Raw genomic sequence first — 4,064 nt, 5'->3', positions numbered from 1 at the left:
GTTCACCGTCCAATATGTTTGACAAACCTACAATGTGGAGTACCACCATTTTTCTCGCTGGACGAAAATAAGCGTGCCTTCTATTTATCGAAAAGTACTCCAGTTGAGCGAGAAGGGTTATCTCCAAAGCGATATTGTCAAGGGCGATAAGTTTGCGGATAAGGCCATTTATTCTATTACTAATCAGGGCAAAGCGTATTTCAAGGAGCTGATGGTCTCTTGCGCCGCTGGCCCAGTGCCCTTGCTATTCGATTTCAATGTAGTCATTACGAATCTGAACAAGATGGACAAAGCCGATGCGTTGGAGCTGGTTTCGGCTTTGCGCCGAAGCATACAGTCCTCGGCTGAATCGAACGAGGGCTATGCGCGGGAATTTGCAGACATTCCCTTGGTTGGGAGAACGATTTTTGAGCAGCAGCAGCTTCTCTATCGAGCCCTTCTGGAATGGCTGGATCATTTTGAAGGGCAGTTCTTAGAAGAATGAGTACAGGCCCCCAAAGCAGTTTGACCATCCTATTTGAAGCTCCGTTTTGGATCGGTCTCTACGAAAGAACGGATAACGGTAAGTACGAGGTATGCAAAATCACTTTTGGCTCAGAGCCCAAAGATTACGAGGTCTATGAGTTTCTGCTGAAGAATTGGCACAAGTTGAAATTCAGTCCCCCGATCCAGGCCGAAGTGGTCATAGAGCGAAAAATCAATCCTAAACGTATGCAGCGCGAAATTCAAAGCCAACTGCAGGATAAAGGCATTGGAACAAAGGCGCAGCAGGCGTTGAAACTCCAGCATGAGCAATGTAAGCTGGAACGGAAAATCAAGAGCCGTGAGCAGAAAGAGGCGGAGAAAGACTGCCAGTTTGCCATCCGGCAGGAAAAAAAGAAAGCCAAGCACAGAGGAAGATAACATGAAGATAGAATGGATTTTATGCCCCTTTTGCGGCAGCAAAACACGATTGAAAATCCGCGATGACACAGTCCTGGAAAACTTTCCGCTATATTGCCCTAAATGCAAACATGAAACCTTGATTGCGGTAAGACAACTGAATCTATCCATCATCCAAGAGCCAGACGCTAAGACGCAGAGCCGATAACTTGCAAGAGTATTTCTTCTTGTAGTTATCGGCTTTTTCTATTCCTTAACACATGATTCAATTTACCCCGCCCGACGGGGAAAGAAAAAAACCGTTGCCGGGCAGGTTGATTTTGTGCGCTCTATTTCATATCCCAGCGGCGGTTTTGAGGAATCAAGACCGCCGCTGTTACTTTGCTTACTCTATGCAGGATCGGCGGCCCACGGAGGAAACCACCATGCTGATACAGTCTGTTTATCAACTATATAGCTTATCAAAAAAAGCTTATCTTCAGCACGGGAGAGGTTTGGACAAAAAGATGTACAATACAGTGTAAGTTGTCGGCATATTACATTTACTTTTACTGATCTGTTATTGCGGTTTTTCGGTGCGGGCCGAAACTGCCGTATCAACATAGACGCAAGTGGTGGTGGCACCAACTCTAACTTCTCATTCTCCCGCGGATCGGAGGTGAGAAGATGAAGTACATTTCTGATAGTTATGGAGAACGCTGCCGGTTTGACGCTTTCTGCAAAACCGTCATCCGTAATGAGGCCAAAACCTATCTGCGAGATTTGTGCCGCCAGCGAAAACGGGAAACTCAGTTCAGTGCCTTGTCGCAGTATGAAATGGACAAGCTCTGCACGATGGACGAATACCCAAGCGACAGCGTTGTGTTCACGGCTTTTGGCTGCGACCTACATATCCAGGGCGAGCTGGTGGCTGACGCCTTTGCCAGCATGCCGGAACGGGAGCAAAGCATTTTGATCCTGTATTGTGTGTTGGGGCTGACAGATGGTGAGATTGGTCGTATTGCAGAAATATCCCGCAGCGCCGTCCAGCGGCACAGGACAAAGGCACTGAATGAACTGCGAAAAGATTTACAATCCAAGGGAGTGAGGCACTAACATGAAGGAACCAACTTTTAACGGCAGAGTGCTTTTGTCAATGGACGTGATCGAAGCGGCCCGCGCCGGTGATCCGTTAGCATTAGAGCGCGTCTTGCGGTACTACGACCGCTACATCAACAAGATTTGTACGCGAACGCTCTATGACAAAGATGGTTTGCCGCACATCGAAATTGATGAGTACATGAAGCATCGCTTACAGGCAAAATTGGTGGAAGCCATTGTAGTCAAGGAATAGCAAAGACAAAGGAAGCCATCAAGGGTCAAGATGAACACTTCGCGCCCTTGACGGCTCCCTTCGTCTTTGCTGTGTGGTAACCAAGCGGGCGCAAGCAGAAATCCGCTTGCGCCCGCTGCTATTATGGTGTTTGTGTCTACGCATTTAGCAGGTAAAATAGCCCGATACTACTAGGTTTTTCGGCTTATTTAGACTGCTGAAAGCATCATATCACTCTTCTACCTGTAAATACAGTTTGAAATGCGTAGAAACTTGCCGTGCGTTACTGAGAACTAAATTTTTAATTAGTCATTGCGATTGAAAATAGTTGTGCTAACAAATGAGCATCTTTATTCGAGTTTTTAACTTCAAGATGCTCAAGGACAGATTTCTCTGTCTCTGGGCTCCAATATATTTTCAATTTATTTTTTGCACGGGTGATTGCCGTATAAAAGATGTTATGGGTGATGCGTTCTTCTACTTCATTTGTGATAACGATTTTTACAGAGTCATACTCTAAACCTTGAGCTTTGTGAATAGATACAGCATACGCTACTTGAAATGGTACAACTGTAGAGTTATTATTGTCATCGTCTTCGTCAGTACTTCGAAACTTATTAACGCTGAATGAGATAATGGAATTTCCAGATTCAGACTCTCCAATGAGTTCAAAGTCGTAGTCCCACGCATCTATCTCGTTTATTGATTCCTCGAGCTCAATATCAAACCAGATTTGTTGTTCGTCTGGGTGAATCCCAGCAATTCTACCTTTTGTGTTGTTATGAATCAATGGGGAAAAAATATTTGATTCATTAAACAGGACTGGATCACCAATCTTATATGTGTTGATTCCCCATACAATTCCTTCGTTTGGATTGCTATTCTGTAAAAAACGGTTAATATTATTAATTCCATAGAGTCCATCGTAATTTAAACAGAGAATAATTTCATCATTATTGCTATGTTCAAAAATGGATTCATCAAGTCTTGCGACGTAGCCGTTTTTCACTAATGGTTCTAAAATCGCATCATCAAGTTTACGTACGCGATCCCACACAGTTAGCAAATCTTGATTCGTGGTTCTGTAGGGATACGTTAATTCAAACACAGAAGTTGCAGGTACAAACTTTCGTGCAATGCTAAACCAATTTCCAAAGTAAATTGATTCTATCTGATACACATCACCTACTAAGACTAGAAGCTTGAAGTTGGCCTTTTCAAGTACCTGTCTCATGTCGCTGTTGCTTACGGTGCTACACTCATCGATAAATAGTATATCAAACTCAGTATTGAGATTTCTCTTTGACAAAAACTTAGCAATGGTATTATATTCGCTGTTACCCGCAGTTACTTTTCTCCGCATATTATCTACAGCGGGATGAGTGTTTGCCAAAAAGAGTTTATCCTTTTCTCCCCAAAAATTAGCTATATGGTTAATTAGGGTGGATTTGCCTGTCCCAGCAGAACCATATATTAATGCAACATGTGATTTTTCAAACATTTGGCGAAGTGCATGTTTTTTGCCATCGTCATCAATACTGTATGACTCTCGAGAGAGCCATGAGTCAACAGATGCCGTATATTGAGTAACACCAGAAGACGAGAGTTGTTGCAGTTTTTTTATTATTTCAGCACTATCCTCAGCATATTCTTTAATATAAATATGGCCTTTGTATTCTTCTAGTCTGCGTCCAGTATGCTTATAGTAAAGAGCAGCATTATATTGCCTAATCAAATCATCAATGTTCTCAAAACCTTCAATCTCGGCTTTAGGAGTGAATAGTTTTCCTTCTATCTCTGTATTATTCTTAATATATCGAGCAAATAGTTCATGCTCAGATAAGGTACAATAATTTTCGCAAATTGAAAA

At 42.8% G+C, this 4,064-nt stretch carries 6 protein-coding genes; 5 read left to right on the top strand and 1 reads right to left on the bottom strand.

Going from position 1 to position 4,064, the window contains the following annotated elements:
• Window positions 1-73 precede the first annotated feature (73 nt).
• The 5 genes from HMPREF0372_RS05965 to HMPREF0372_RS05950 all read left to right on the top strand — a co-directional run bounded on the left by HMPREF0372_RS05965 (window position 74) and on the right by HMPREF0372_RS05950 (window position 2,215).
• Complete coding sequence (locus HMPREF0372_RS05965) at window positions 74-484, top strand: PadR family transcriptional regulator (protein ID WP_230979259.1); 411 nt, start codon at window positions 74-76, stop codon at window positions 482-484.
• A complete protein-coding gene (locus HMPREF0372_RS05960) occupies window positions 481-903 on the top strand; it encodes a YjdF family protein (protein WP_007489823.1) in 423 nt (140 codons plus the stop codon). Before HMPREF0372_RS05965 ends, HMPREF0372_RS05960 begins: the two co-directional genes overlap by 4 nt.
• 1 nt (window position 904) lies before the next feature.
• Complete coding sequence (locus HMPREF0372_RS19065; protein ID WP_009260154.1) at window positions 905-1,090, top strand: cysteine-rich KTR domain-containing protein; 186 nt, start codon at window positions 905-907, stop codon at window positions 1,088-1,090.
• Between the two features lie 458 nt (window positions 1,091-1,548).
• Window positions 1,549-1,977, top strand: a complete 429-nt coding sequence (locus HMPREF0372_RS05955; RefSeq protein ID WP_007489820.1) for an RNA polymerase sigma factor — start codon at window positions 1,549-1,551, stop codon at window positions 1,975-1,977.
• A 1-nt stretch (window position 1,978) separates the two neighbouring features.
• Window positions 1,979-2,215 (top strand): helix-turn-helix domain-containing protein, encoded by a 237-nt coding sequence (locus HMPREF0372_RS05950; protein ID WP_007489818.1) that lies wholly within the window; start codon window positions 1,979-1,981, stop codon window positions 2,213-2,215.
• Between the two features lie 280 nt (window positions 2,216-2,495).
• On the opposite strand, the gene HMPREF0372_RS19060 is transcribed toward HMPREF0372_RS05950, so the two are convergent.
• The coding region (locus HMPREF0372_RS19060) for an ATP-dependent DNA helicase (RefSeq protein WP_155116977.1) at window positions 2,496-4,064 on the bottom strand (1,569 nt) is incomplete at its 5' end.

It is taken from the genome of Flavonifractor plautii ATCC 29863 (assembly GCF_000239295.1).
Taxonomy (GTDB): Bacteria; Bacillota; Clostridia; order Oscillospirales; family Oscillospiraceae; genus Flavonifractor; species Flavonifractor plautii.
This window is presented reverse-complemented; position numbering and strand designations above follow the sequence as displayed.